The 25,160-nt window shown below is 55.9% G+C and carries 25 protein-coding genes and 1 tRNA gene; 12 read left to right on the forward strand and 14 right to left on the reverse strand.

The genetic code is table 11. The annotated features are described in order from the left end of the window. Positions 1–35: 35 nt before the first annotated feature. The 3 genes from AC1ROR_RS01140 to AC1ROR_RS01150 form a co-directional block, all read right to left on the reverse strand. Positions 36–1,058, reverse strand: a complete 1,023-nt coding sequence (locus AC1ROR_RS01140) for an ABC transporter substrate-binding protein (protein WP_498588376.1) — start codon at positions 1,056–1,058, stop codon at positions 36–38. A 130-nt stretch (positions 1,059–1,188) separates the two neighbouring features. Beyond that, positions 1,189–2,073 (reverse strand): hypothetical protein, encoded by an 885-nt coding sequence (locus tag AC1ROR_RS01145; protein ID WP_498588377.1) that lies wholly within the window; start codon positions 2,071–2,073, stop codon positions 1,189–1,191. Positions 2,074–2,186: 113 nt separating this feature from the next. Beyond that, the gene (locus AC1ROR_RS01150; RefSeq protein ID WP_498588378.1) at positions 2,187–2,486 is read right to left on the reverse strand and encodes a DUF6626 family protein; all 300 of its coding nucleotides are present in this window, start codon (positions 2,484–2,486) and stop codon (positions 2,187–2,189) included. A 96-nt stretch (positions 2,487–2,582) separates the two neighbouring features. Here AC1ROR_RS01150 and AC1ROR_RS01155 point away from each other — a divergent pair, with 96 nt between their 5' ends. Then, complete coding sequence (locus tag AC1ROR_RS01155; RefSeq protein WP_498588379.1) at positions 2,583–3,968, forward strand: hypothetical protein; 1,386 nt, start codon at positions 2,583–2,585, stop codon at positions 3,966–3,968. Positions 3,969–4,001: 33 nt separating this feature from the next. Here AC1ROR_RS01155 and AC1ROR_RS01160 read toward each other — a convergent pair whose 3' ends face one another. Then, the gene (locus AC1ROR_RS01160; protein WP_498588380.1) at positions 4,002–4,883 is read right to left on the reverse strand and encodes a DUF2958 domain-containing protein; all 882 of its coding nucleotides are present in this window, start codon (positions 4,881–4,883) and stop codon (positions 4,002–4,004) included. 349 nt (positions 4,884–5,232) lie between these two features. Between AC1ROR_RS01160 and AC1ROR_RS01165 the strand changes: the two genes are divergently transcribed. Further along, positions 5,233–6,381: a hypothetical protein gene (locus AC1ROR_RS01165; protein ID WP_498588381.1), complete on the forward strand. Its 1,149-nt coding sequence runs from the start codon at positions 5,233–5,235 to the stop codon at positions 6,379–6,381. Positions 6,382–6,406: 25 nt separating this feature from the next. Here the strand turns inward: AC1ROR_RS01165 and AC1ROR_RS01170 are convergent, their stop codons facing one another. Beyond that, positions 6,407–7,336: a DUF4238 domain-containing protein gene (locus tag AC1ROR_RS01170; protein WP_498588382.1), complete on the reverse strand. Its 930-nt coding sequence runs from the start codon at positions 7,334–7,336 to the stop codon at positions 6,407–6,409. Positions 7,337–7,983: 647 nt separating this feature from the next. Further along, entirely contained in the window at positions 7,984–8,430 is a 447-nt protein-coding gene (locus AC1ROR_RS01175) for a DUF6641 family protein (RefSeq protein ID WP_498588383.1), read from the reverse strand. Positions 8,431–8,603: 173 nt separating this feature from the next. Between AC1ROR_RS01175 and AC1ROR_RS01180 the strand changes: the two genes are divergently transcribed. The 3 genes from AC1ROR_RS01180 to AC1ROR_RS01190 all read left to right on the forward strand — a co-directional run bounded on the left by AC1ROR_RS01180 (position 8,604) and on the right by AC1ROR_RS01190 (position 10,114). Further along, positions 8,604–9,302, forward strand: a complete 699-nt coding sequence (locus tag AC1ROR_RS01180) for an endonuclease NucS domain-containing protein (protein ID WP_498588384.1) — start codon at positions 8,604–8,606, stop codon at positions 9,300–9,302. A gap of 90 nt (positions 9,303–9,392) precedes the next feature. Beyond that, positions 9,393–9,656 carry a sunset domain-containing protein gene (locus tag AC1ROR_RS01185; protein ID WP_498588385.1) on the forward strand — a complete coding sequence of 88 codons (264 nt, stop codon included), beginning with the start codon at positions 9,393–9,395 and terminating at the stop codon, positions 9,654–9,656. A 20-nt stretch (positions 9,657–9,676) separates the two neighbouring features. Then, on the forward strand, positions 9,677–10,114 hold the full coding sequence (locus tag AC1ROR_RS01190) for a hypothetical protein (RefSeq protein ID WP_498588386.1): 438 nt from the start codon (positions 9,677–9,679) through the stop codon (positions 10,112–10,114). A gap of 33 nt (positions 10,115–10,147) precedes the next feature. Here the strand turns inward: AC1ROR_RS01190 and AC1ROR_RS01195 are convergent, their stop codons facing one another. After that, positions 10,148–11,827 carry a flagellin N-terminal helical domain-containing protein gene (locus tag AC1ROR_RS01195; protein ID WP_498588387.1) on the reverse strand — a complete coding sequence of 560 codons (1,680 nt, stop codon included), beginning with the start codon at positions 11,825–11,827 and terminating at the stop codon, positions 10,148–10,150. Between the two features lie 267 nt (positions 11,828–12,094). On the opposite strand from AC1ROR_RS01195, the gene AC1ROR_RS01200 reads away from it, so the two are divergent. Continuing rightward, positions 12,095–13,720: a recombinase family protein gene (locus AC1ROR_RS01200; RefSeq protein ID WP_498588388.1), complete on the forward strand. Its 1,626-nt coding sequence runs from the start codon at positions 12,095–12,097 to the stop codon at positions 13,718–13,720. Positions 13,721–13,816: 96 nt separating this feature from the next. On the opposite strand, the gene AC1ROR_RS01205 is transcribed toward AC1ROR_RS01200, so the two are convergent. The 3 genes from AC1ROR_RS01205 to AC1ROR_RS01215 all read right to left on the reverse strand — a co-directional run bounded on the left by AC1ROR_RS01205 (position 13,817) and on the right by AC1ROR_RS01215 (position 15,875). Continuing rightward, positions 13,817–15,280: a tyrosine-type recombinase/integrase gene (locus AC1ROR_RS01205; protein WP_498588389.1), complete on the reverse strand. Its 1,464-nt coding sequence runs from the start codon at positions 15,278–15,280 to the stop codon at positions 13,817–13,819. Between the two features lie 203 nt (positions 15,281–15,483). Continuing rightward, positions 15,484–15,560 (reverse strand) — tRNA-Arg (locus AC1ROR_RS01210). Positions 15,561–15,632: 72 nt separating this feature from the next. Beyond that, positions 15,633–15,875: a hypothetical protein gene (locus tag AC1ROR_RS01215; RefSeq protein ID WP_498588390.1), complete on the reverse strand. Its 243-nt coding sequence runs from the start codon at positions 15,873–15,875 to the stop codon at positions 15,633–15,635. Between the two features lie 205 nt (positions 15,876–16,080). Between AC1ROR_RS01215 and AC1ROR_RS01220 the strand changes: the two genes are divergently transcribed. Together AC1ROR_RS01220 and AC1ROR_RS01225 are read left to right on the forward strand one after the other, a co-directional pair. After that, positions 16,081–16,587, forward strand: coding sequence for a MarR family winged helix-turn-helix transcriptional regulator (locus AC1ROR_RS01220; RefSeq protein ID WP_035220049.1), 507 nt, complete (start codon positions 16,081–16,083; stop codon positions 16,585–16,587). Between the two features lie 260 nt (positions 16,588–16,847). After that, positions 16,848–17,123 carry a hypothetical protein gene (locus AC1ROR_RS01225; protein WP_080835661.1) on the forward strand — a complete coding sequence of 92 codons (276 nt, stop codon included), beginning with the start codon at positions 16,848–16,850 and terminating at the stop codon, positions 17,121–17,123. 52 nt (positions 17,124–17,175) lie between these two features. On the opposite strand, the gene AC1ROR_RS01230 is transcribed toward AC1ROR_RS01225, so the two are convergent. Beyond that, on the reverse strand, positions 17,176–17,652 hold the full coding sequence (locus AC1ROR_RS01230; protein ID WP_498588391.1) for a hypothetical protein: 477 nt from the start codon (positions 17,650–17,652) through the stop codon (positions 17,176–17,178). Positions 17,653–17,724: 72 nt separating this feature from the next. Next, positions 17,725–18,729 carry a LysR family transcriptional regulator gene (locus tag AC1ROR_RS01235; protein ID WP_139786048.1) on the reverse strand — a complete coding sequence of 335 codons (1,005 nt, stop codon included), beginning with the start codon at positions 18,727–18,729 and terminating at the stop codon, positions 17,725–17,727. 254 nt (positions 18,730–18,983) lie between these two features. Between AC1ROR_RS01235 and chvE the strand changes: the two genes are divergently transcribed. From chvE to araD1, 4 genes are all read left to right on the forward strand, one after another. Next, positions 18,984–20,048 carry a sugar ABC transporter substrate-binding protein ChvE gene (gene chvE, locus AC1ROR_RS01240; protein ID WP_035220054.1) on the forward strand — a complete coding sequence of 355 codons (1,065 nt, stop codon included), beginning with the start codon at positions 18,984–18,986 and terminating at the stop codon, positions 20,046–20,048. Between the two features lie 91 nt (positions 20,049–20,139). Next, a complete protein-coding gene (gene gguA, locus AC1ROR_RS01245) occupies positions 20,140–21,678 on the forward strand; it encodes a sugar ABC transporter ATP-binding protein GguA (protein WP_498588392.1) in 1,539 nt (512 codons plus the stop codon). Further along, positions 21,675–22,871, forward strand: coding sequence for a sugar ABC transporter permease GguB (gene gguB, locus AC1ROR_RS01250; RefSeq protein WP_035220056.1), 1,197 nt, complete (start codon positions 21,675–21,677; stop codon positions 22,869–22,871). Before gguA ends, gguB begins: the two co-directional genes overlap by 4 nt. Before the next feature lie 114 nt (positions 22,872–22,985). Next, on the forward strand, positions 22,986–23,981 hold the full coding sequence (gene araD1, locus AC1ROR_RS01255; protein ID WP_498588393.1) for a 2-keto-3-deoxy-L-arabinonate dehydratase AraD1: 996 nt from the start codon (positions 22,986–22,988) through the stop codon (positions 23,979–23,981). 202 nt (positions 23,982–24,183) lie between these two features. Here araD1 and AC1ROR_RS01260 read toward each other — a convergent pair whose 3' ends face one another. Both AC1ROR_RS01260 and AC1ROR_RS01265 read right to left on the reverse strand, forming a co-directional pair. Beyond that, positions 24,184–24,591: a VOC family protein gene (locus AC1ROR_RS01260; protein WP_498588394.1), complete on the reverse strand. Its 408-nt coding sequence runs from the start codon at positions 24,589–24,591 to the stop codon at positions 24,184–24,186. Positions 24,592–24,638: 47 nt separating this feature from the next. Continuing rightward, the gene (locus tag AC1ROR_RS01265; RefSeq protein ID WP_498588395.1) at positions 24,639–25,103 is read right to left on the reverse strand and encodes a GNAT family N-acetyltransferase; all 465 of its coding nucleotides are present in this window, start codon (positions 25,101–25,103) and stop codon (positions 24,639–24,641) included. Between the last annotated feature and the right edge of the window lie 57 nt (positions 25,104–25,160).

Below are 25,160 nucleotides of genomic sequence, written 5' to 3' on the forward strand. Positions count from 1 at the left end.
TTATAACCCGATTTTGCGGCACGTTTACTGGTGGGCTACGATTTCTTCAAATTCAGCCCGACGCCCTTGCAGGAAAAGCGGGTATCAAATGCCTTGGTGTAATCGGTATCCGGTTTGAGCAGCTTAACCTTCAGGAGTTCGTCGGCAAGCTGCTTGTAGCGTTCGGTGGTCATGCAACCGATACCCTTGTCGAGCGCATCGCCGCTATCGACAATTCCGTATTGCTTCATCTTGTCGATGGCATATTCGATCTGGCCGTCTGTCATTTCGGGGTTCGTCGCTTTGATCAACGCATTCGCCGCGCCGTTGTCCCCGTACAGGTAGTTGTACCAGCCCTCGATTGAGGCATCTACGAACCGCTGCACGAGATCAGGGTTCATGTCGATGAGGCTTCGCTGAACGGTAATCGTGGTGGCATAGGGTTTATAGCCACTGTCTGCGAGTAGAAATATCTTCGGTTCGATGCCGGTCTGCTTCTTTATCTCATAAGGCTCTGCCGTAATCAGACCCTGTTGGGCAGAGTTCTGGTCGGCAATAAACGGTGCAGGGCTGAAATTGTAAGGCCTGTACTGTTCGTCGCGGAAGCCGCCGAAATTGGCCTTAATCCACTCGAAATATGCACCGAACCCGCCCTGCGTCATGAAAATCGTTTCGAGCTTGGCCAAGTCCTCGAACTTTTCGACGCCACTATCGGAGTGGGCCAAGATGACCTGAGCGTTCTTTTGATAGAAGGCGGCGACATCAACCAAGGGAATGCCCTGCTCGATGCCAACAAGCTGTTCCTGTTGGGTGCCCAAATAAAAGTCGAGCTTGCCAGTTAGCAGCAGGGCGCGGTTTTGTGCTCCCGGCCCGCCCTGTTGGATTTCAACGTCGAGGCCATATTTGGCGTAGGTGCCATCAGCAACGGCCTGATAGAAACCGCCATGATCAGCCTCGGCGAGCCAATCGGTGCCGAAGCGAACTTTATCGAGGGAATAGGCGGGCGAGGCGATGGAAACTGCGGAGATTGCCAGCGCGGCAGCAATCGCTGCCTTGCCGGATGAGATATGCGCGTTCATTGGAAATTCCTGATACGGAAAGATGCGGAAGTTAAACATGGTGATTGTATTGGCCGGCTGTTGGCCAAACGTTAAAGCAGATGTCGGCTGACTCCCCGCCTATCGAAATCACCAAAATTTCATCAAGTTGTCAGAGATCAGCGCGCGCAAGCACACGGGTTATCTTCCACCTCGTTCCGCGAAATCCGAGATAGCAGTGATATGCAGCATCAGGCACGGGGCCTCCCACATCTGCAAAAATAGGAATATCTGCGAACAGTTGACGGCCATCGGCAGTCATCTCGCACAAGGCATAGTTTTTCTCGGTGCTTACTCTTCGAACGACCGCGATGTTTTCCCTCCGGTACGCAGGCGGCGCTTGACTTGGAAACAAGTTCGATGGACCAGTCCAAGCCACCATTTCCTCAAGTTCGCGGAAGTTCCAGCGTGAAGGTGTACGTCCCTCTACAGCCGCAGCATCTGACAGTTTTTGTTCTAGGCTGTTATCGAATTTGCCAATGGCGAGATTAAACCGCTCGACGCTATGCGGATCGATATCTTCACTCGGCGTCGCGAGAATTCGGGTTTTTAGAGGTGCAAACAATGGCCCAGGTTGAATATCCCAGAGCATGCAAGCGAGATCAATGGCGCGACTTAGCTGCATGTTCAAAGGCGACAGCCGCCAACGCGCATCTTGCCCATCCACCCGACCTTGGCCATCCGCCCCACGTTCACTCCTTGGGTCGCCATCGTTCGGTGGGAATGGGTCCGTCAACGGCAGCGAAGGGTGTCTAATCAGCGAAAGGAGAGCGGGGCCTGTGCTGTTACCTGCATAAAAAATTTCTTGTTTACTCGATTGTCGATGCGTTGCCTGAAAGATGTAATATTCTCGCGTCAGTTCACGAGCACAGCCCTGCCGCGATTGCCCGCGCAAGAGCGTGCATCGAGATATCGGCACAATTTCGTAATCTTCGACAAGCTGTTGCTTCTCCTCGTCGCCTCGGCAGAAAATTGGCACTTGAGCATTATCCTTCACTGTTACGACCCAACTTCAAAATACATGGATCAGCAGTACTAAAGGCGGGGTAAATCTCTGATCGTGATTTTCCCCCGGCGACGGCAATGTATGCGAAAGACGGAAGAGAGGAGTTATTTCTCGCAATCTTTTGCCGAGCCTTTGTGATGTCGGCGAATGTCTGTGATTGCCCTTCTGGTGATCTCGTTCGCGAGCTTCTGCTGGAAATCTAGCAGTGCCGGGTAGTTGTCCAACCGCATTCGTTTCAGCCGCCATGAGATTCCGCAAAGCGTGGCAAGCCCCGGCTCTCGATCGACGGCGATGAGGTGCGAATAATAGCGTGGGCTACGTCCGAGCCATATTCGCGAGAATTCCATCTGTGAATTGGTCAGCCCATCCGCCCGCAATGCCTCGTAGATGTCTTTGATCTTCATTCTGCTATCTCCTTGAAACAAATATTTATTTCCAAGAAGGCACGGCGCTAAAATGGTGCTGGATAAATAGCACGTTATTTCAGCAGGGGATTTTCAATGAAGACAAGGATGGAACAGCTACAGGCAGATATGATGACGAAGGGTGTCTTCACCCGATATGAACGCCGCCAAATCAAAACGTTGACGAAAGCGAATGAAGCCCAGCGCCAATATGTGAGGGCGGCGCTTCCAGCGAACCATCTGGCCCGACGCTGGATGGACACTTGTGGCGAGGTCGATGATTACGGCAACATCGATTATTGCGGTGTCCCGCTTTGTCCGCGCTGCCATATGCGGGAACGCGCAGTGCAAACGGGAAAGGCCATCAAGAAGATATTCTGCGATGCAGCCAACGAGGAGCTTGCGTTTGCAACGATCCTGCTGCCGCCGCAACTCGACTTCACCGGGATGACCGATCTCGTCGAGAATGAAAAACGCCGTCTTCGCACGTTCATAGATCGCCAGCGCAAGAAGGATAGCCGATGGGATGATTTCCAATTGTTAGGTTGGTGGGAAATCGACCGCATGAGCTTTGGTGATTTCGAAACCTGTGGCCGCAAGACGCGATTGGCTTTGGATGCGTTGGGCTTTCCGCTGATGGAAGCCCCGGACAAAACAATCTGGCGTCCGCATCTTCATGCAATTGTCCGCAAGGGCGGATTGACCACGGAAGAAATCGCCAGCGCCTTACGCAAGGAAACCCACACGGCAAAATATCAGGTGGATATCCAGCCATTTCGCGCATATCGCGATGCCGGCGACAATATTCAGAATATCGTCCGCTATTGCCTGAAATTCCGCATCGAGTGCGGCTACAAGCGGCCAGATGCTCAGGATTTCATTGAGGCAGAACAAGCCGATGAGGCAAAGCCAGCCGAACGCAATTGGTGGCCAGCCGAAGATATCCGCGCATATGTGGACTGGCTATGTCTGGAGCGATCCGGCTTTCGATCGCTTCGCGTTGTTGTCGGGCAAGCCAAAGACAAATCGGCTAGTGGTGTTCAACATGTCATGTCTTCGAGCATTTCAATTGGTGAAGAGATTGAAGACGGTGAGAAATCGACAAATGCGATGCCTGACCGTTCTGGTACTCGAAACCATATTGATGAGATGGAAGTAAGTTCCGGTGTATCGGATATGAATGGGATTTTCGTTGTCGAAGACAATCGCGGTGTTTCAAGGAGTAATGCGGATATCTGCGATGTGGGAAATGGCGTAACGCGTTGTGTGTATAATAATATTGTACAGGATACTAACTGGACTGATGCCAGCAAAAGCAACCTCTTACAGCGACCGGGCGCTGGCGACATTCCTGCTGGTGTGATTGCTGTCAGCAAGACATCCAGATGCGCCGGAAACGGCGCTAGCCTTGCCGAGCGGCTGCGTAGTATCGCGGATATAAGGCAAGCCAGTGGTGATCGACGCGGCGGTGCGATGTATTGACAAAAGTTCGCTCACCGAACTTTTTGCCTCCGTTCATACAAACGAATAATCATCGTATATGGTCAGTCCCCGCAGCGCCTCCAATGCAGGATTTTCCCGGCACGCTTGATCGAAGACGCTGCGAACTGCCTTCGATGACGGCTGCGTTGCAAGCCGGGGAATACTCCCGGTGAGCGGCAAACCGGAAAGCTCCAGCTCTTCGACAATCCGTCCAGTCATCGCGGCGGCTTCCAGATATGCGCTGATCGGCAACGTCGGCGCGAAAGTCTGGTCGCGCACCAGATTGATGCCGAGCATCGGACGCAGCGCCATGATGTCGGAAATCCACAGCGATTGAAACACCGGCCCGTCATCAGTGAGATTGTGCAGAGCATCGACGGCATGCCCGCAGAGCCGGCTCCGTGTCAGCAGCATGACTGAATTGCCATCGGGATCGTAAAGCCGAGCGACCGGCGGGAAATTCGCATTCGGTCGCGCATGCCATTGAAGACGGTGAAGCAGGGTTTTCGGGAACACGCGTCGGTATCGCCCCGGCTGGTCCATCTCGTGGACGGCGACGTTTTTGCCCTCGGTCAGCGCAAACAACAAAATGGCCCGCCACGACAACGCCGACAGATAGCTGCGCTGGTGCATTTCTCCGTCGATTTCATAACGCAGGTTCAGCGACGTACCTTTGCGTTTGATCTTGTAGAGCCGTTCGGCTCCCACATGCAGATCGGCCATGAACAGCATGGCCAGGTCGATTTGCGCCTGCGTGGGCTTGTCGTCGTGATTGCCGGGTAAATGATCTTGCATCTGGGCTCCGCTCGATTTCGGCGGAAACAAAATTCCAGATGGTGCAAAGGGCGAGTTCAAAGACCCGCCCGAACGAATGGCGACAGTGCGTGTGCTTTCGGGGTCAAGCTTGACGGGCAACGCGCATCAAGCTGAAGCACAGAAGTGTCAAGGAACGTGGCCCAGCCCGAAAACAGTACCGCGCAGCGCCCCGCACCGAACGCGCGTCCATGGCGCTCTCTGACAGCGTTCCGGCCTATGCCGGAACGCACGAAGGGCATGGGACCAAGTATGATCCCATGCCCTTCGGATGCTTGTCCCGCAAAAACTGCGCCGGTTTACGCCAACTCCTAGCACTGACCTGAAATGAGTGGCTTGTTTTGCGATATGCAGGAGAAACGGGATAATATGCATCGTTGGGGAGAAATTGCGTTATCCTCAAATACTTGAGATTTGGACATGATCGATATTATTCATGATGGAATAGAACATGGCCCCGACGGATTTATTTATGAAAGAGACATTCGACTATCATAAGGCAAATCCCCACGTATCCCTTGAAGGTCATGTGAAAAGCCGAATTGTCGAGCTGGGCCGGGCACTGGATGGCAAGACCCCGATTTATCTCGACACGAATTTCTGGGTAAATTTGCAAAAAGCGGCCCACACGGATAAGGCGCCGGAAGACCACCGCAAGCTGCTGCGGCTTCTGCGGGACGCTGCCGCCAAAGGGCGAGTTTTCTGTCCGGCTAGCGAAAGCATATTCCTCGAACTTTTAAAGCAGTCGGACCTCAAATCGAGGCTGGAAACTGCCGCTCTTATTGACGAGTTGAGCCTCGGCGTCGCGATGCTTGAGCCGCAGGCAAGGGCTGCAACCGAGCTGGCGCATTTCGTTCACTCCATTGCCGGAGACAAAAACACCCTGCACCCTCTGAGTCATCTGGTGTGGCACAAGGTCCCCTATGTTCTTGGCCTGACCCATCCGAACCCCACACCGTTTGACGAAGAAACTCGGCTGGTCATTCAGAAGGCGTTCTTCGATGAAATGTGGGACATCCCTTTGGCGAAGATGGTCGGGATGTTGACCGAGTTGCCCGACCCGGTGGAATTAAACCTCGACGACAGCGCGGCCATCTTGAACGCCGGAATAGCTGAAAACGCCGATAGCATACGAAGCTTCCAGCAGGTTTTCGAGGCGGAGCTTCAGGGCGTGGCCGATCTTTATGCAGACACACTCGCCGATATCATCAATCAAATGAACCCCGATGAAAAAGCGCGTACAGCCCCGAAGGACGAAACAGAAAAGGCTGAGGTTCGCCGGATGGCCTATAATCTGCTGTTTCACGCCCTCAAATCCAACAAGGAGGTGCGACGCAGTCTGCCGTCCCTCTATGTTCACGCATGCCTTCACGCTGCTATCCGGTGGGACAAGCTCCGGCGATTGAAGGGCAACGACCTCTATGATTTCAATCACGCGTCTGCCGCGCTCGCTCATTGTCGCCTTTTTTTTACTGAACGCCCACTTCATGCTCTTGCTGCCGGAAAAAATATCGGCCTGGATAGGCTGTTTGATTGCCAGATCGTCTCCAGCGTACCCGACGCTATCGCCTGCCTCGAAAATCTTCCGAAGGCTTCTTGACGCCGTCAACACAGCGACAGCGTAGCTATGTATTGACGGCCTGACGCTGTGCTTGAAACCGGGTCAGTCGCTCAAACAAGGAGGGTTGCGGTGTCGTGAAGATGAATTGGCGAACAAAGTCGAGTTGGCTATCGTCGCGGCCATAGGCATATTTTTCGGCTTGGCCGACGACCTGCTCATTCATCGCTCTCACAAGCTCTCTGCGGTTGCCCGCCCATATACGCTGGGCAATCGCTACATCTTTGGCGGCCGCGAAGATTTTCGTCGGTCCAAGAGGCATCAGGATAAAGCCCTCCTGAGTGAGAAAATTTGGGGGTGCGACGACGGGCCGATCCGAAGTCAGCAGTTCAATGCTTGTGTCCGCCGCGTCGATCACCATCCATCGCATGTTGTTAATGCCACCACATATGTTGGGGTGGTCGATCAGTCTTCGCAGCATCAACGTCGCGTTGCGCTGGGCCAGATCGGGTTCCAGCAGGGCCACCGCTTCCCGTATCGTTGCAGGCTCATCCGGCTTCCTGACGGCCTGCCATCTCTCATCGAGTTGTTCGATCCCTTCCATCAGCTTCGTGAGATAGTCCTGCCGAAAATGTTTGAGATCGTTGGGCGCACGCAGCAGCAATGACAACATGAACCGTGACCACGCGCTGCGCATTGGCGGATTGTCAGTCATAGTATTGTCGCTCTCAAGCAAGGCCATTGCCTGATTTGCAAGCGTGTCTACCTGTTTGAAAAAGCCGTCTTCAACGATCTGTGCCTGCTCTGCCGGAACGCCCTTGATTTCATAAAGGCCACGTTCATGTCCCGTCTGCGTGGGCGAAACCCTCTTGGGCTGAATGCTGTTCTTCGCGGGATTTGGGCGGCTGAATTCACACAGAATCTTCTCAACGCCGCTGGCCCACCGCTTGGTGTAAAATTCAGGCAGGTAATGGTGTTTCAGGGACACTTGTTTCATGGGCGCTTCCGTGATCGAAAAAACTCAATTACGCGCTTTGAATCTGGAACGGCGAGAAAACCGATCAGCCCGCCAAGCACAGTGAAGACGAGAACTCCGGAAATTCCGCCAAACCCACCGACAATACCTGTCCCGGCACCAAGAAACGCACCGAGCAGACAGCCAGCCAAACTCCCGAAAATTCTAAATTTCATGTCATCACCCCAAGGCGTGCCTAAACTTAGTGCCAGATTTTTGCCAACGGCGGAGGCGGCCTTGACCAGCGTATCCGTCGTTGTTTGGATCGAGAAGACGGCCAGGCTGGATCAGGCTCGTCTTTGTACACCGTGCCATGTTCGACTTCGAGATATTCTCCACCGCCATTCATGTTCGATCTGGAACTCGAGCGTGCGCTTGATGGCGGTCGCCGTGACGTCATCATACATACCTTCATCTCTTCTGCTCTTGGTTTCCCTTCGCATCGTGCAGATGCGCAGAACTGTCAAGGAACGCGGCCTAGCCCGAAAACAGTACCGTGCAGCGCCCCGCATCGAACGCGCGTCCCTGACGCTCCTTGATGGCGTTCTAGCAACGCCGGAACGCACGAAGGGCATGGGATCAAATGATCCCATGCCCTTCGGATGCTTGCCCGGTAAAAACTGCGCTGTTTATGCGGACTTGCGCAGCATCTTGCCGCGTTCGACGGCAGCAGCGGTTAACTGCGCGTCGAGTTCGCCCGCGCGTACCGCCTCGATCAGCGTGTCGATGACCTTCGGCAGCGCCGAAAGCTCACCGATCTCGACAGCGTTCTTGTCCTTGGCGAATTCGATGGTCTTGCCCGCATAACGCAGGGCGAAAAACACCTTTCCGTTGCCGTCGGTGAACCAACCCTGACGCACACGCTTGGGCGCTTCGACCTCGACGCGGACACCTTCGGCATTCTTTTTGCGGACGATATGCGTCGGCGTGAACGCCTGACCGGCGATCTTTGCTTCCGCCATCTGCTTCTGCTCGGCCAGTGCGGCAATCATCTTTTCCCGCGAACGCTGCACTGGATCGGCGGTTGCGCGAGCCGGAACGGCGGAAGTGAGCTTGAGAGGCTTGAGGTGAGACATGCTGTGATCCTTTCCGAAACCATTGAACGTGTTTCCCGGATACAGCCGTCTGCCAAAAGGTCGAGCAAAGAGTTCATCCCGTTTGCGTGGTCCATTTTACCGAGAGTAACGAACAACTAAACGATATGGCGTATAAGCCGCCTCGGTTTCAAAGAACGGGGCATCGCGAGAAAATGGTTCAGCGCCACATGGTCGTCATTCCGAAGGATGACGGCGGAATTGAAGTTTATCCTCTGAAAAACTGGCTGCGTCAAAACCCTGAATACTTACCGGCGGGACTCGATGCAACGAGCAATACCTCGCATCAATTGCGCGCGGCCCTACGGCAAACCGGATGGACCATGCAGGAAACCCCGGACGAAGTGCGGTTGATTTTCCCCGGACATTCCGCGCATGTCGTGGAGGATCTGTTGGGCGGTGCCCACGACACCGAGAATGAAACCGGAAACGATGCTGCCCCGTATTTTTCACTCGAGTACCAGCTTCGAGATTTTCTGGCATCCAACCTTTCGTCTATCGATTTTGGAGGAAGACGGCTTCGGCTCTACGTCGATCCAACAGGACGGGATGGTATCGAATATCCCACGGCTGTCGGCCCTATCGACATTCTGGCCGTGGACGACACCGGAGCGTTTTTTGTCTTCGAACTCAAACGCGCCCAAAGTTCGGATCGCGTGTTGGGTCAAATCGCGCGATACATGGGGTGGGTCAAACAGACGATAGGCCGCGACGTAGAGGTTTCCGGCATCATCGTGTCCAAGTCGGTTAGCCGCAACCTGAAATATGCGCGCATGGTCGTCCCGAACATCCATCTTTTTGAATATGCCGTCAGCTTCAGCGTATCTCCGGCACACGACATCGCAACCGAGTGAAAGCGCACGTCAAGGAAGCCATCGCCGTTCGTTTGAAATTTAACAACTTCGAAAACGTGAACTAAATCTTCGCGACTTATGATTGCGGACATGGGCAAATTTTCGCTTTTGGTTATCGCGTCTTCGGCTACTGCCTTCCTTGCGGGAGGCGGTTACTCTCTCCTCCCACGTGGATGGTACGATCCCGCATGCAATATCCAAGGCAACATCTCGATCAATTCCGGTCAGCGGATTTTCCATGTGCCGGGGCAAGAGGACTACGACGCGACAATCATCCGCGCGAGATATGGTGAACGCTGGTTCTGTTCTGAGGCAGAGGCGCGAGAAGCCGGTTGGCGGAAAGCGTCGAGATGATAACCGTAAGGAGCAACGTATTGCGCAAGATCATTGGTTTCGTTTGTTTTCTGGTTCTGTCGTTCGGCTCGTTAACCCCGGCGAAGGCCGATAAACTTGGCTTCGCAGGAAACTGGCGGCAAATCGTCTCGAATGCCGGGAAATGCGACAAATGCCGGATCACCATCAAGCAACAAGGATCTATCCTGCGCGTTACGTCAAACAACGGCTGGTTTGCTATTGTTGAGACGGACAAGCGTGGAAAATCCAACACTTTGACAGGCGTCGGTCGGTGGAAGCCAGGGCATGGCGGCAGCTACAGCCGTGCGTCCTTTGACATTCATTTTACACTGACAGATGGCCAGCTTTATATGAACATGACCGTTCCGATGACGAACAGACCTACTCAGGTCATCAAGGCGATTTTTGATAAGCTGCCATCAAGCAATCGCGACAACGGTTCCATGATAAAGGCGTAGCTCGTGGCTGTGAAGCTGGTTCGGGTGTAGGCTTCATCGGAACAGTTGCAGTATGTTGTCGGCATTGCTGTTGGCGATCTGCAGGGACTGGATCGCAAGCTGTTCCTGTGTTTGCAGTGCCTTGAGCCGGGTCGAAGCCTCGTTCATATCGGCATCGACAAGACGGCGGATACCCTTGTCGATGCTGTCCATGAGCGTCTGCGCGAACTCTGTCTGCATATCGACGCGGGTCTTGACCGCGCCAAGTGTCGATCCGCCTGAGATGACCTTTTGCAGCATCGCATCGACGCCGGACAAGTAGTTGTCGAGGCTGTTGGTGGGATCGGTGATATCCACGTCGAGAATGTCGAAATCCGGCGCAGGACCGATATTGTCGGTGACGTTGCCGACCACCAGCGAGGAACGATAGCCCATCTGCGGGTAGACTGCGGGATCGACATCGAAGACGACGTTGCCGCTGGCTTCTGACACAATGAGGCCTTGGCTGGAAACGGCAGCATTGAGCACTGCCGCGAGATCGGTTGCGGAGTTGACCATGCCGTCTGATGTTCCGAGCGTGGCATCCACCAGATCACGGTCCACGGTGACCGTTTGCGTAGGATTGCTGTTGACGCTGAAGTCGAATGAGAATGCTACATCGCGATAGACGCGGAACGGTGACGTGAAAGCGAGTTGGTCCGTTGCGTAGCCACCCGGCCTATCTGAAATGGGTGTTCCCATGAGCCCGCCCGCATCGTTACCTGTGCTGTCCGATACGGCGCTCACCGCAATTGTAGACGCGTTTGCTCCGGTGTTTTCCAAGCTAGCGAGATCGAGCCCTGGTTGAAAGGGCGGACCGAAGACATTGCGGTCTGCCTTCACCAACGAAGATATTCCAGCCTCCGAGAAGGCTTGGTTGAGGACATCGGCATAATCGTTGATATTGTTTATGACTCCGTCTGTCGTGCCGAGCGCCGTATCGATCGTGTTCTTAGAGAAGGTAACCGTATGCGAGGCGCTTCCGTCGATCAGAATTTCGAAGCTAATTGTGTCGGCGACATCAAGGGTAACTGATCCGGTCATTGCGAAACCTTGCCCGCCCGCTGCGGAGTGGGCGTTCAGGCTGGCGTTTCTGAAGCCAGCAATGTCCGCAAGCGCGCGCGGGTCTTTTTGAAGTGCGCCTCCACCGCCCACGTTGAATAGGCTGAGATCGGCAAGATCGATGTCTGTGGTGCCGACACGCACTGAACCGTCAGCCGATCGGATGAACGACGACGTTATGCCCGTCGGCAGCGACGACAATTCCCAAAGGTTTTCTGGCGCATTGGTGTTGAGCCAGTTGACCCCCTTGAAGCTGGCCGATGTGGCTATGGAAAGCAGTTGATCTTTGAGTTGGTCAAGCTCGGTCTGGATTTTACCCTTGTCCAAACCGTCTTCTTTGGCGGCAACCAGCTTTGCCCGGAACCGGCTGAGAATATCAATCGTGCTTTCCATGCCCGCGTAAGCGACATCAACCTTTGCGGCACCAAGCCCCAAAGCGTCCAACACGGCCGAGAGTGCCATATTGTCGGAACGCATCGTTGTGGAGATCGACCAGTAGGCGGCATTGTCGGCTGCGGTTTGCACGCGAAGCCCTGAACTTACCTGCCGCTGCGTGTCGGCCATGTTGCTGCCAATCATGCGCAGGGTCTGCAGTGCTGCCAGTGCCGAGGTGTTCGTCAGAATGCTGGTCATGTTCGTGGCCTGCGGTCGATGTTGCCGTTATCCGTCAGCCGCACCAGCGTCCCGCTAAATGTCTTTGCACTCGACGGAAATTAACCTCTTGTTAACAGTACAGACCGCAGTAATCTCAATGAAACCTACGGTGATTTGCGTCGTAGATTTACAACTCACTCCCGCAAGCCACAGCCTTACGCCGATATAGACATTTGCACCCGGCGCTTCTCACGCTCGCCCGCCCGACAGCCCCATGTTAGCGGATCGCAACATGAGGAGGCCGCTATGGGCACCCAAGACAACAATGCATTTCCGATCCGGGCCTATTCCTACGTCCGTATGAGCACCCGCAAGCAGCTTCGCGGTGACAGCTTGCGTCGGCAGCTTGAGCGGTCGAAGGCGTTTGCGGACGAACACTCTCTGCTTCTGGACGACAGCTTGCAGGACTTGGGTGTCAGCGCGTGGAGGGGCAGGAACTTCAAGACTGGGGCGCTCGGCAAGTTTCTGTCCATGGTCGAAAGTGGCGAAATCCCAAAGGGCAGCTATCTGCTGATCGAGAGCCTCGACCGTCTGTCGCGAGAAGCTGTCCCGGACGCGCTGACGCTGTTCATGGCGATCATCAATGCGGGCATCATCATTGCGACCCTTGGCGAAGACAGGCAAATCTACAGTCGTGACCGGCTTAACGGGGATTGGACCAAGCTAATTATCGGGCTTGCGGTGATGTCGCGCGGTCACGAGGAAAGCCAGACGAAGAGCGAACGCATCAGTGCTGTTGCCAAGCGGAAGCGGGAACAAGCCCGCGAGGGTAAGGGCCACATCACCAGCATCACACCCGCATGGATAGATGCCAAACGGATCGACGCGAACCGATACGAGTTCACGCTGAACCATCACGCGGAGACGGTGAGGGCTATCTACGAGATGGCAATGCGCGGGCTCGGCGCGACGGCAATTGCTCGAAAGCTCAATGTGGACGGCGTTCCGGCCTTCAAGAGCAAGGACGGATGGTATCAGAGCATCATCAAGGCACTACTCACTCGGCACGATGTCATTGGCACATTCCAGCCGCATCGTATGCAGGACGGCAAGCGCGTACCGGATGGCGATCCCATTGAGGGTTATTTCCCCGCCGCCATCGAAAAGGACTTATTCCTGCGCGTTCAGGCCATGCGAAGCAACCCCGGCAGACCGGGTCGCAAAGGCGATACGTTCGCGAATCTATTTACTGGCCTGTGCCATTGCGCCCACTGCGGCGGATCGATGACAATGAAGCTCAGCCGTGTGAAGGGCAATGAGAACGGGCGCTATCTCGTCTGTGCCAACTATGTTCGAGGTCATCGCTGCAAAGACGGCAAGCGGCATTTCCGATACGAGCCGTTGGAGGCAGTAATCCTCGATCACGTTAAGGAGATAAATCTGGCGGAGACACTGCATGCGGCAAAGTTCGATGACACCCTGCGAGAGCTTGATGAGGCCATTGCCGGGTTGACGCTGCAACTTGAAGGGCTACGTAGAAGGGAGCAGCGGCTGGCTCAGGCCATTGAAGACGAAAACGAGCCGCCGAATGCCATTCTCAATCTGCTCAGGGCGAGGCAGAGCGAACGGCAAGCGGTCGAGGCAGAGTTACGGCATCAACAGACAGAACGCCAGCGTCAATCAATCCGACACGATAACTCTGCCAACATGGCCGACCGTATCGCAAAGCTTCGAGTGGCGTGGGAAAAAGCGGAAGAAGCCACGCGCTACGAACTTCGCTCAGAAGCCCACAACGCGATAAGGGAGCTTATGACGGAAATCAGTTTTGACAGCCCCAGTTATACGGCGGTCGTGATCATAGAAAACGGCGTGTCGGCCTACAGGATAAAAGACGGAATGATTAGCGCACTGTTCCGGGCATTTGCGGCGTGAATATCGGTGGGTGTTCCCATGCGAAAAGTTCGTTCGAACGAACTTTTCCGCCTGAGCAATTGCTAAAGCCGCGAAGCCATCCGCCGCAGGCTCAGCCTATCCGGCTCGTTTCTCGGCGTACCGCTTTGCGATTTGTTGCTCCGTGGACCCGTCCTTGCTGCCCCGCTTCAATTCCTCGATGCGTTCTTCGAGAAGCTTGATTTCAGCGTAGGCATCGTCATCCAACAGAACGGGTTCATTTGCATAGTCCTCTTGTCCAGGCCGGAGGAAGTCTTTGATCTGCTCGGTGTTCACTTGCGCATAGTGCTTATCGATCATCGCGAGTGACGTGCGTGTATTGCGGGCAACGTGGTGGACAGAGACGTTGTTTGCGAGCATCTGTGAGATATAGAAGTGCCGGAACGAATAGGACGTGCGACGAATGCCGCGATTGTCCTTTTCCAACCCTGCCGCAATCAGCAAGGCGTTGAGGCTTTTCTTGAACGACAGGATGCGATTGCCTTTCTCATCGACGAAAACCGGATCATCGTCCTGCGGCTCGCGTCCTATGTCATTGACGAACAGGTCCCAAAGCATGCCGAGTGCAGATAGTGCGCCGTAAAGCGGTACTGCGCTACCATGCTTGCTTTTGCCGTGAACCGCCAAACGAGCGTCCTGTTGATAGAGAGGGAGGTGTCGCGTTTCGCGAAACAGTGAGATATCGCCCCATGTAAGGTTCTTGGCTTCTGTAGGGCGTAGGCCGGAATTGGCCATCAGTTCGATATAGGCGTGCAGCCGAACGCGGTCAGCGCGAATTCCTTCGGTAACGGCCTTTTGGGTCCAGACACGCCCGTCCTTCGCCTTGATGACCTTGAGCTTCAAATGATGTTCGTTGATCCGCTCGGTACTTTTGGCGATGAGCTTCTCGTATTCCTCCGGCTTGAAGCCGGGACGACGATTGTCGGGCTTTTTCTTCGCTTCGACGGTTGGCAATTCCAAAGGCTTACAATAGCCCCATCGTGATGCCTGACGGAAAAGCTCGCGGATGATGACCATTTCGCCCTTCATGGTCGCCAAAGCAGCGACTTTGCGTGGTGCAGCGCGAGAGAAAACGCGACCATCTTCCCGCTCGCATCGGATTTTCTCGATCTTTGATCCCGGCCCCGTTGTCCAATAGGTCTTGCGCCATTCCAGATAGCGTTCGACGTCGGCGGTCGTGATGAGGTCTATTGCCTTGCCCCCGAAATAGCCGACCGGAAAACGCCGGATGATCGGGGGCCAGAAGGTCGGGTGATATTGGCTGCGTTCGTCACGCTCCGCTTCCGCGCAGACCTTTTCGATAAATTCTTCGGCCACCTCACAGAAGGGATGCTGGACCAGCGACAGGCCTTGCTTATGTCGATACTTCTGTTCGTGATAAATCTCGTTCGCCCGCTGTAGGGCGGCATCGTACTCGGCAATACCGAGCGACTTCTTGATCTGCCTGCCACCGAGCGAATAGCGCATGGACCAGTTTCGGGTGCCTTCACGCTGAAAAAGCGTGAAGGGGGCGTTTGGTGATTCGGGGGGGTGCTGCAACATAACCTGGGCTCCAATGGAGTTACTTCGGTCGGAGCACTGCGCTGGAACTGCGCTAGCTCCGAGACCGAGCCCGGAAACGCTACATTGAAATCATTGAGAAATTCCGAAGGATATGCGCTACTGAGCTAGGACTGAGCTAGCTTATTTCCAGTGCATATGAGGACAAGCAAAGACTGATAAATCAATGATTTCAAGAAGTTCGGTGGCGCACCCGACAGGATTCGAACCTGTGACCTTTGGAATCGGAATCCAACACTCTATCCAGCTGAGCTACGGGTGCAGCGGTCACGCTTGAATCGCGTGCAGCGGTTGGTTCATACCCCAGCTTTCTTTCTGCATCAATGTCTAAAAATCAAAGATTTGCGAAAGGGTGCCTGTTTTTCTGCAGGGTGAGGGCGGGGCCTGTTTCGGGGTGGCGACATTCGTCGTTGCCTGAAAGTGGCGATGTGTTGTCTGGCGTATTGCGTTTTTTGTGGAAAATTTTTTTCGCTTTTAAGTAGTATGTTATCGCCGAATCCGGCGGCGGTTTCGGCACCGTCGTGCGCAGGTGGCCGAATTGATGCAATGCCTTTGAAACAAGGCGGGTGAAATGCATTCAGCCCCTCAAAATCGGCGGGTAAATAGTCATACTTTTCTTATTCGCGAGATGTTGATCTGCTGTCAGAGTTCGGTTATCCGGGGATTAACTGTCAAATTATTATACAATATTAGTATCATCTACATTTATTTGGGATACAGTTTCGCAACATTGTCGGTTATGATTTCGGCAGGGTAAAGGAACGAATCAGGCGGGGGATCGGATGGCTTTGCGATTGGCACATAGCAACGGGCCGCGGGCGGAAAAGGCTGAAAGCGGTGGCACGGAGGCGGCGCATCCTGCGGCAATCGACTATGGGTTGCTGACGACTGCGATCGGTTATCATTTGCGGCACTCTCAACTTGCCGTGGCAAACGGGTTCTCCGATGTGCTGGCGGAACTGGGATTGCGGCCGGCCGATTTTTCCGTTCTCGTCATCGTTGGCGGCAATCCGGGGCTCAAGCAGAGCGATGTCGCCGAAGCGCTTGGCATCCAGCGTGCCAACTTTGTCGCGATTGTTGACAGCATGGAAGAGAAGAAGCTGCTTGTCCGCCGCAGATCGGAAGAGGACAGGCGCGTTCATTTTCTCGATATGACGGATGAAGGCGGCCGCCTTCTTGACCGCCTGTCTGACGCATGGCGGGACCGTGAGGAAAAGCTGATCGACCGGATCGGCGGCAAAAAAGCCCGTGACCAGTTGCTGGCGCTGCTCGGACGCCTGCGGGACTAAAAAACATCGATCACGCGACGCGGGGTCGGTACTCGTGGGCTGTGCCTCACGCAGTGCCGTCTTTGGGCCGTTTCTGACCTGTTGCGGCTTTCGGCGCCAGGCCAATCTTCAGCTTTCACGACAGCCTGATCGGCTGCGGATTGATTTACATTGCAATTTGCCTGTGAAACGGCCAAGACGCACTAGCCTGTCTGCGCCCTGACGCGCCGCACGATGGCAATGCAATGTAACGTGATGGGAAGGCCCGGACGGGGGACGCCATGCTGAATATCGATACGAGCCATCCGCTTTATCGCCCGCTGTGGGTCAGGCTGCTGATCGTCGGCTTTTGTGCGGCATGGGCCGTCATCGAATTCGTCAATCGCGAGTTTTTCTGGGGAACGATCGTCGGCGGCGTTGCGGCCTATGCGGCCTATGAGCTGTTGGTGAAGTTCAAACCAGCGAATAGCAGCGATGTCAGCAAGGATGACGCAGGGAAGGCTGCATCGGATGATGCCGCCGAAAGCGCGCCGGCGGAGAGGAACGATGCCGGCTGAGACACTCCTTATCTCTGGCCTGCACATTTCCGGGGCCTGACGCGGGATATTTTTACCGGAAATGCGCCCGCGCCCGCAGCATTCGGATCGCCTGGTCGATCAGGAGATTTGCCGCGGTCATGCGCAAGGTCGCATTGTGCCGGAATTCCGGCTTCACCCCATCGGGATGATTGAGCCGGGCAAAAGCGCGGCGTTTTTCCGCAAGTGTTGCTGCTGTATCGGTTTCATCGATTGCCAGCTCCACTGAGACGTCGGCGAGCGACGTCTTTTCGAGATAAGCCGGCATCGGCTCGGGCTCAGGCTCGCTTTCCGGCTCCGGTGGCGGAGCGGGATCCGGCAGAAAGGCGAGATAGGCGTCGAGATTGCCGTTTCCGGGTGGCGGCGCCTCAGGATGCGTGTCGGCGACGAAACCCGAACTGAAACCGGCGATGCGATGGCCGGCGGGCGGCGGCTGCTCCGCGCTTTCGTCTTCTTTTTCCTGTTTCAGTCTTTCGACGACCGACTGGAAGACGGATTGTCCGAAGAGCATGCGGCTTTTCCCTGCATCAGCCTGAATAAATCCGGCCTTATATAGAATGAAGTTGGCGTCTGGCTTGCCGCGTCAGATTCCAGTGAGTTTACGGCTTTCATCCAGAACCAGATCATAAAGCAGGCGGGCGCTGGGCGGCAAAACGCGGCCTTTGGTGGTGATGATGCTATAGGGCTTGACCACGAGTTCGAACTCCGTCGGCAGGATGCGCGTGCGGCCGATATCGGCCTGCTGGCCCGTCACGAACTCGGCCATATCCTGGGCGATCGGCGCTATCGCATCGGTGTTGCAGATGAGGGCGAGCGTCAGGAGCATGGAGGGCGTGTTGATGATGTTGCGCGGCATGGCGACGCCATGGGTGAGAAACACGTCTTCCATCGTTCTGCGCAAGAGCGCGCCGGGCGGCTGGAACACCCAGTCATAGGCGGAAAGGTCATTGAGGGTAACGGGTTCGCTGCCAAGCAGGGGGTGGCCCTCACGCACCACCAGACAGGCGCGCTCTATGCCGATTTCATGGACGGAGAACAGGCCGGGATCGAAATCATCCGGAATGCGGCCAATGATGAAATCATGCCGTGCGACCAGCAGTTCACGGGCCAGCACGTTGCTGCTTTCCACCTGCACGTTGATCTCGATGCCGGGATAGGTGTCCATCGCCCGTTTTATGGCGGGAACAACGAGGCTGACGGCCGGTGCGGTGACGGAGCCAATATAGACCGATCCGCCGCTGCCGGATTTCATCTGGTTGAGTTCGCGGCTCGCCTCGCGCAGTTCCAGCAATATGGTACGGGCCCGGCGGGCCAGCGCCTCACCGAATTTCGTCAGCACCACGCCGCGCGAGGCTCTTTGACAGAGCGGGCTTTTGACGATCGCTTCCATTTCCGAGAGCATGCGCGACGCCGCCGGCTGCGTCATGTTCATTGCTGCCGCCGCGGCGCTCACCTGTCCGTGCTCCTCGATCATGACAAGCATGCGAAGATGGCTCATCTTTAATCCGGCCCGCAGAAGCGGGTTGTCTTCAAAGACAAAAAGCGCGTCCGCTGTTTGCGTCTGCTCATACACTTTCTGGTTGTTCATGTGTCGCCTCATACCCCTCTATGGTTATTGTATCGATTTAATATATCACAATTGATATATGTTGGGCGACATATTCTATTTGACAGTTATATGGATTCAGAACAGTTTGCGAAATGCCGGGGAGGAGCGGCATCTGTTCCATTTCGCATCTGCGAGATCGGGACGGGCTAAATGCGGCTTCTTCCTCTGACGGCATGAATTTCATGGTGCACCGCAACAAGCGGCACCAGAGAAGGGTTCAAGGGAGAGAGTTAATGAAGTCCATTATTTCGCTGATGGCGGCTTGTGCCATCGGTGCTGCTTCCTTCGCAGCGCCGGCTTTTGCGCAGGACAAGGGTTCCGTCGGCATCGCCATGCCGACCAAGTCTTCCGCTCGCTGGATTGATGACGGCAACAACATCGTCAAGCAGCTGCAGGAAGCCGGTTACACCACCGACCTGCAATATGCCGACGACGATATTCCGAACCAGCTTTCCCAGATCGAAAACATGGTCACCAAGGGCGTCAAGGTCCTCGTGATCGCGTCGATCGACGGCACGACGCTGTCGGACGTTCTGAAGCAGGCTGGCCAGCAGGGCATCAAGGTCATCGCTTATGACCGCCTGATCCGCAACAGCGGCGACGTCAGCTACTACGCCACCTTCGACAACTTCCAGGTTGGCGTTCTGCAGGCGACTTCGATCGTCGACAAGCTTGGCCTGAAGGACGGCAAGGGTCCGTTCAACATCGAACTCTTCGGTGGTTCTCCGGACGACAACAACGCCTTCTTCTTCTATGACGGCGCGATGTCGGTTCTCCAGCCTTACATCGACAGCGGCAAGCTGGTCGTAAAGTCCGGCCAGACCGGCATGGACAAGGTCGGTACGCTGCGTTGGGATCCGGCAACGGCCCAGGCCCGTATGGATAACCTGCTGTCGGCCTATTACACCGACGCCAAGGTTGACGCCGTTCTGTCGCCTTACGATGGTCTGTCCATCGGCATCATCTCCTCGCTGAAGGGCGTTGGTTATGGCACGAAGGACCAGCCGCTGCCGGTCGTTTCCGGCCAGGACGCTGAAGTTCCTTCCGTCAAGTCGATCATTGCCGGCGAACAGTATTCCACCATCTTCAAGGACACCCGCGAACTCGCGAAGGTCACTGTTGGCATGGTCAACGCCGTTCTGCAGGGCAAGGAGCCTGAGGTAAACGACACCAAGACCTATGAAAATGGCGTCAAGGTCGTTCCGTCCTACCTGCTGAAGCCGGTTGCCGTGACCAAGGAGAACTACAAGCAGGTTCTCGTTGACGGCGGTTATTACAAAGAAGACCAGCTGAAATAAGCCTGAAGACACATGCGGGGATGACTTGGCGTCATCCCCGTTTTTCCATAAAAATAAAAACGCCGAAATTAATCGGGCGCTGGATTGCGATATGGCCAATACCATTCTCGAAATGCGGAACATCACCAAGACGTTTCCGGGCGTGAAAGCGCTTGAGAACGTCAACCTCAAGGTTAAAGAGGGTGAGATCCACGCACTCGTCGGTGAGAACGGCGCGGGAAAGTCGACCTTGATGAAGGTCCTTTCCGGTGTTTACCCCGCCGGCACCTATGAGGGCGAAATCCACTATGAAGGCGCAGTGCGGAATTTTCGCGCCATCAATGATAGCGAAGATATTGGTATCATCATCATTCACCAGGAGCTGGCGCTTGTGCCGCTCCTGTCGATTGCGGAAAACATCTTCCTCGGCAACGAGGTCGCTTCGAACGGCGTCATCAGCTGGCAGCAGACCTTCAACCGGACCCGCGAACTTTTAAAGAAGGTGGGCCTGAAGGAATCGCCGGAGACGCTGATTACCGATATCGGCGTCGGCAAGCAGCAGCTGGTCGAAATCGCCAAGGCGCTGTCGAAGAGCGTGAAGCTGCTCATCCTCGACGAGCCGACCGCCTCGCTCAACGAAAGCGATTCCGAGGCGCTGCTCAACCTTTTGATCGAATTCCGCAAGCAGGGCATGACCTCGATCATCATCACCCACAAGCTCAACGAAGTGCGCAAGGTGGCCGACCAGATCACCGTGCTGCGTGATGGCATGACGGTGAAGACGCTCGACTGTCATCAGGAAGAAATCAGCGAGGATGTCATCATCCGCAACATGGTGGGGCGCGATCTCGAGGATCGTTATCCGCCGCGCGACGTGCCGATCGGCGAGACCATTCTCGAAGTGAAGAACTGGAACGCCTATCACCAGCAGCACCGCGACCGGAAGGTTCTGCACGATATCAACGTTACCGTCCGCAAGGGCGAAGTCGTCGGCATTGCCGGACTGATGGGCGCAGGGCGCACCGAATTTGCGATGAGCGTGTTCGGCAAGTCCTATGGCCACAAGATCAGCGGCGAAGTGCTGATCGACGGCAAGCCGGTCGATGTCAGCACCGTGCGCAAGGCCATCGATGCCGGTCTCGCCTATGTGACGGAAGACCGCAAACATCTCGGTCTCGTGCTCAACGACAACATTCTGCACAACACCACGCTTGCCAATCTGGCCGGCGTGTCGAATGCCAGCGTCATCGACGACATCAAGGAAATGAAGGTGGCGAGCGATTTCCGCACACGCCTTCGCATCCGCTCCTCGGGCATCTTCCAGGAAACGGTCAATCTTTCGGGCGGCAACCAGCAGAAGGTGGTTCTGTCCAAGTGGCTGTTCTCCAATCCCGACGTGCTGATCCTCGACGAGCCGACCCGCGGTATCGACGTCGGTGCGAAATATGAAATTTACACCATCATCAACCAGCTCGCTGCCGACGGCAAAGGCGTTCTGATGATATCATCGGAAATGCCCGAACTGCTCGGCAATTGCGACCGCATCTACGTCATGAACGAAGGCCGTATCGTCGCTGAATTGCCGAAGGGAGAGGCGAGCCAGGAAAGCATCATGCGCGCTATCATGCGCTCAGGGGAGAAGAACTCATGAGTTCGGCAAACACAACAAGCGAAGAAAGTAACGTCATCTCGGTCGCGTCCTATATTCGCTCCAATATCCGCGAATATGGCATGTTGATCGCGCTCGTCGCCATCATGGTTTTCTTCCAGTTCTATACTGGCGGCATCCTGTTCCGTCCGGTCAACCTCACCAACCTCATCCTGCAGAACTCGTTCATCGTCATCATGGCGCTTGGCATGCTGCTCGTCATTGTGGCAGGCCACATCGACCTGTCGGTCGGTTCCATCGTCGCCTTCGTTGGCGCGATAGCGGCGATATTGACCGTGCAATGGGGCATGAACCCGTTTCTGGCGGCGCTGATTTGTCTCGTCATTGGCGGCATCATCGGTGCGGCCCAGGGTTACTGGATCGCTTACCACCGCATTCCCTCGTTCATCGTGACGCTGGCGGGCATGCTGGTGTTCCGCGGCCTGACACTCTTCGTGCTCGGCGGCAAGAACATCGGTCCGTTCCCGACCGATTTCCAGATCATCAGCACCGGCTTCCTGCCCGATATCGGCGGTATCGAAGGTCTCAACACCACGTCGATGATCCTGACGGTGCTGATCACGGTCGTGCTGTTCTATCTCGCATGGCGTCGTCGCGTCGTGAACGTGAAGCACGGCATCGATGTCGAGCCGTTCGGCTTCTTCATCGGCCAGAATATTCTGATCGCCGCTGCCATCCTGTTCCTCGGCTACCAGCTGTCGACCTATCGCGGCCTGCCCAACGTTCTGATCGTGATGCTGGTGCTGATCGCGCTCTACAGCTTCGTGACGCGCCGCACGACCATTGGCCGCCGCGTTTACGCCATGGGCGGTAATGAGAAGGCGACAAAGCTTTCCGGTATCAACACCGAACGCCTGAGCTTCCTCACCTTCGTCAACATGGGCGTGCTGGCCGGTCTTGCCGGCATGATCATCGCGACCCGCCTCAACTCGGCGACGCCGAAGGCGGGTGTGGGCTTCGAGCTTGACGTTATCGCGGCCTGCTTCATCGGCGGTGCTTCGGCATCCGGCGGCGTTGGCAAGATCACCGGTGCGGTCATCGGCGCCTTCATCATGGGCGTCATGAACAACGGCATGTCGATCGTCGGCCTCGGCATCGATTTCCAGCAGATGGTCAAGGGTCTCGTGCTGCTCGCCGCCGTGTTCTTCGACGTCTACAACAAGAACAAGGGCTGATCGCCCAACCCACATCGCAAGTCAAAAAAGTGGCCGGTTTCCGGCCACTTTCATAAGGTGCAGGCGCAATCGCCGAAGAAGATAAGGCGCGTGGCGCCAGAGGAAGGAAATCCCGTGCTCATTTCACAGATCAAGGATTCTAGCGGCGCGATCATCGTGGCCGTTCGCGAAGAGGGCGGCGAAGCGCGCGCCATCAAGGGTGCCCAGTCGGTTTACGCCCTCGCCATGGAAGCCGCCAATGGCGGCAAGAGCCTTGCCGATGTCATTTCCGCCCATGGTTTTGGCGATGCCGTCGATCTCGAAAAGGCCTATGCCGAAGGCCGTTTCCTGCCGCCGATCACCCATCCCGATCCGGCGCATCTGCATCTGACCGGTACGGGCCTTACCCATCTCGGTTCCGCCGCGACCCGCGACAGCATGCACAAGAAGACCACGGAAGCGGCGGAAGAAAACCTGACGGACTCCATGAAGATGTTCCGCATGGGTCTGGAAAATGGCAAGCCGAAGGCTGGTGAAAAGGGCGTTCAGCCCGAATGGTTCTACAAGGGCAACGGCCATGTGGCGGCGGCACCGGGTGCCGCGCTCACCTCTCCGTCCTTCGCGCTCGATGGCGGCGAAGAGCCGGAAATGGCCGGCATCTACGTGATCTCCGACAAGGGCGAAGCGGTGCGTATCGGCTTTGCCGTCTCCAACGAGTTTTCCGATCACGTCACCGAGCGGATCAACTATCTCTATCTCGCCCATTCCAAGCTGCGCCCCGCAAGCTTCGGCCCGGAAATCCGCGTCGGCGCCCCGCCGTCCGATATTCGCGGCACGTCGCGTATCCGTCGCGGCGACAAGGTCATCTTCGAAAAGCCCTTCGTTTCGGGTGAGGACAACATGTCCCACACCTTCGCGAATCTCGAATATCACCATTTCAAATACGGCCTGTTCCGCGCACCGGGCGACGTGCATGTGCACATGTTCGGCACCGCGACGCTCTCCTTCGCAGAAGGCATCAAGCCGGAAGCGGGCGATGTGTTCGAGATCGAGGCCGCCGGTTTCGGCCTGCCGCTGAAGAACCCGCTGGCGGTGCAGGCGGAAGAAGAGATCGCCGTTCGGCAGATCTGATCTGCGGACTGTGTGTGAAAAATGGTCGGGGGTGGGTCATCCCTCCCTCGACGTCATCCTCGCGCTTGTCCCGAGGATCTGCGACCGATTGATTTTACTCGACGTGGATAGATCCTCGGGACAAGCCCGAGGATGACGCCAGATAATAGCTCTTTCATCCGATTATCCCTTTGTGCGTCGCAACTTTCAAGCGCTTGCCTTATCAAACCCCCCACAGCTTTCCTTCCCCAACCTCCACCGAATTACCCGCCGGGTCTCGGATATAGACGGAATAGCTGTCATTCGGCCAATGGTGATAGTGTTCGATGGCGATGCCTAGCTCTTCGAAGCGTGCTTTCCAGCCGTCCACTTCCGCCTTGTCTTTCGCATAAAAGCAGAAATGGCCTTGCCCGGTTGCGCCATGGCGCGGGATCGGATTGTCCGGCGTGGCCTTACGCGATTGTTGCGGATCGAAGATCAGCAGCATCTGCCGGCCGCATTTGAAGAATACGAACTGCCCGGCTAGCCTGCGCACCACCTCCAGCCCGAAGACATCGCGGTAAAAGGCCTCGGCGGCGTCGAGATCATCCGCGTAGATCGCGGTTTCCATAATGGCGGCTGGCGGGCGCATGGTTTCCTCCGGTCATCCATGGGCTGTCCGGCGCGGGACAGGCGGCTTCAAGTTTTCGTGCTGTAGGTCAGCACGGTCAAATCGTGTTTGCCGACACCGCGTTCAAGGACGGTCCAGCCGCAATTGATATAGTAGGTTTCGAGATCGCGCTCACAACACAGATAGCTGATGTGGTGACCGAGTTCGGCCGCCCTTTTCGTCGCGGCCTGCATCAGCGCCCGGGCGACGCCCGAGCGCCGGCGGTCTTCTTCCACCCACAGGGCGGCGACCCAGGGCAGATATTGCGGACGTTCTTCCAGATCGCAATGGATGAGGAAGGCGGAACCGACGTAGCCGTTGTCATCATGGGCGACGAAGCCGGTTGGCAGGGTATGGGGATTGGTCATGTCCTTCAGATGTTCCGCAACATCGCCGACATGCAGGCCGCTATCCTGCCACCACGCCGTCCAGACCCGTTCAGCGATGATGGGCGCATGGGACTGGCAGTCCCGATAGTCGGAAATCCTGTACAAAATTGTCTCCCGGCCGTCTTCTCGCCCATGGGCTGAAGCCGGACCATGCCATGTAAA

This window comes from Agrobacterium sp. GW821-FHT14E08 (genome assembly GCF_058803865.1).

Bases quoted from the DNA above. Each gene is read 5' to 3' on its own strand.
- AC1ROR_RS01140 (WP_498588376.1), bottom strand. From the start codon at position 1,058: ATGAACGCGCATATCTCATCCGGCAAGGCAGCGATTGCTGCCGCGCTG.
- AC1ROR_RS01150 (WP_498588378.1), bottom strand. From the start codon at position 2,486: ATGAAGATCAAAGACATCTACGAGGCATTGCGGGCGGATGGGCTGACC.
- AC1ROR_RS01155 (WP_498588379.1), top strand. From the start codon at position 2,583: ATGAAGACAAGGATGGAACAGCTACAGGCAGATATGATGACGAAGGGT.
- AC1ROR_RS01165 (WP_498588381.1), top strand. From the start codon at position 5,233: ATGGCCCCGACGGATTTATTTATGAAAGAGACATTCGACTATCATAAG.
- AC1ROR_RS01170 (WP_498588382.1), bottom strand. From the start codon at position 7,336: ATGAAACAAGTGTCCCTGAAACACCATTACCTGCCTGAATTTTACACC.
- AC1ROR_RS01175 (WP_498588383.1), bottom strand. From the start codon at position 8,430: ATGTCTCACCTCAAGCCTCTCAAGCTCACTTCCGCCGTTCCGGCTCGC.
- AC1ROR_RS01180 (WP_498588384.1), top strand. From the start codon at position 8,604: ATGGTTCAGCGCCACATGGTCGTCATTCCGAAGGATGACGGCGGAATT.
- AC1ROR_RS01185 (WP_498588385.1), top strand. From the start codon at position 9,393: ATGGGCAAATTTTCGCTTTTGGTTATCGCGTCTTCGGCTACTGCCTTC.
- AC1ROR_RS01195 (WP_498588387.1), bottom strand. From the start codon at position 11,827: ATGACCAGCATTCTGACGAACACCTCGGCACTGGCAGCACTGCAGACC.
- AC1ROR_RS01200 (WP_498588388.1), top strand. From the start codon at position 12,095: ATGGGCACCCAAGACAACAATGCATTTCCGATCCGGGCCTATTCCTAC.
- AC1ROR_RS01205 (WP_498588389.1), bottom strand. From the start codon at position 15,280: ATGTTGCAGCACCCCCCCGAATCACCAAACGCCCCCTTCACGCTTTTT.
- AC1ROR_RS01215 (WP_498588390.1), bottom strand. From the start codon at position 15,875: ATGCATTTCACCCGCCTTGTTTCAAAGGCATTGCATCAATTCGGCCAC.
- AC1ROR_RS01220 (WP_035220049.1), top strand. From the start codon at position 16,081: ATGGCTTTGCGATTGGCACATAGCAACGGGCCGCGGGCGGAAAAGGCT.
- AC1ROR_RS01225 (WP_080835661.1), top strand. From the start codon at position 16,848: ATGCTGAATATCGATACGAGCCATCCGCTTTATCGCCCGCTGTGGGTC.
- AC1ROR_RS01230 (WP_498588391.1), bottom strand. From the start codon at position 17,652: ATGCTCTTCGGACAATCCGTCTTCCAGTCGGTCGTCGAAAGACTGAAA.
- AC1ROR_RS01235 (WP_139786048.1), bottom strand. From the start codon at position 18,729: ATGAACAACCAGAAAGTGTATGAGCAGACGCAAACAGCGGACGCGCTT.
- chvE (WP_035220054.1), top strand. From the start codon at position 18,984: ATGAAGTCCATTATTTCGCTGATGGCGGCTTGTGCCATCGGTGCTGCT.
- gguA (WP_498588392.1), top strand. From the start codon at position 20,140: ATGGCCAATACCATTCTCGAAATGCGGAACATCACCAAGACGTTTCCG.
- gguB (WP_035220056.1), top strand. From the start codon at position 21,675: ATGAGTTCGGCAAACACAACAAGCGAAGAAAGTAACGTCATCTCGGTC.
- AC1ROR_RS01260 (WP_498588394.1), bottom strand. From the start codon at position 24,591: ATGCGCCCGCCAGCCGCCATTATGGAAACCGCGATCTACGCGGATGAT.